At 48.9% G+C, this 726-nt stretch carries 1 protein-coding gene; it reads right to left on the bottom strand.

The genetic code is table 11. From position 1 onward, the window contains the following. Positions 1-726, bottom strand: a 726-nt coding sequence (locus tag AB4486_RS25990) for an L-dopachrome tautomerase-related protein (protein WP_372119630.1), incomplete at both ends; no start/stop codon positions are given.

The following is a 726-nucleotide window of genomic DNA, read 5'->3' as shown; positions in this document are numbered from 1 at the left end:
TTCTCGTTTGCAAGCGCACCCGCTGGTAGTCGGTAAATCGCACTGCCATTCACCGTGCCGAAATATACCCACTCGTTTGCAGCATCAATCGTTACTGGGTTCAGTCCAAGGTAAAGCGCATCAGAGCTACCATCTTCACGCTTTGCCCCCATCAGTGAACCATCAATCACCACATCATGCTCTGGTGATAGTAGCGCCTTGTAAGATTCAAGAACGCGGCGAGATTCCCCCGTCTCTAAATCCACAACAACAAACGCAGGTGCTGGGTCACCGAACAAGTTACCAAGGCTGGTATCTGCAATGTACATCTGGTTACGTTTGGTATCTAAAGCGAAATCCTGTAGGAAAGAGTTGCCGACAGTAACATCTTTGCTTATCTCGATGCGTTTAAATAGCTTGTTGTTTACTGTATCCCAAGCCACAATCTGCGCTGAAGCGTCAGCACTGCCCATGTCGAGAATCCAAACCACACCATCTTCGGTACTATCAATACCAATGACTGACGATAGACCAACCTTACCAGTCTCTGGACCATCCGCCCAATCTTCGCTTGGGAAAGGCTGAGTTGAACCATCTTTCATCAGTTCAACAACGCGATATTTTGGACCATCAAGAGGCTGCATTGAAAGGAATGTGCGGCCTTGTTCAGTCACAGTGATGTTCCCAGGGCGGGTGCCGTCAAGCTCAGCGACGACTTCGATCTCTGCTGCTTGAGCGGTATTAAAG

Source organism: Vibrio sp. 10N.222.55.C6 (assembly GCF_041473395.1).
GTDB lineage: Bacteria > Pseudomonadota > Gammaproteobacteria > Enterobacterales > Vibrionaceae > Vibrio > Vibrio crassostreae_C.
Note: the sequence above shows the minus strand (reverse complement) of the source record. Positions and strands in the feature narration are given on the sequence as shown.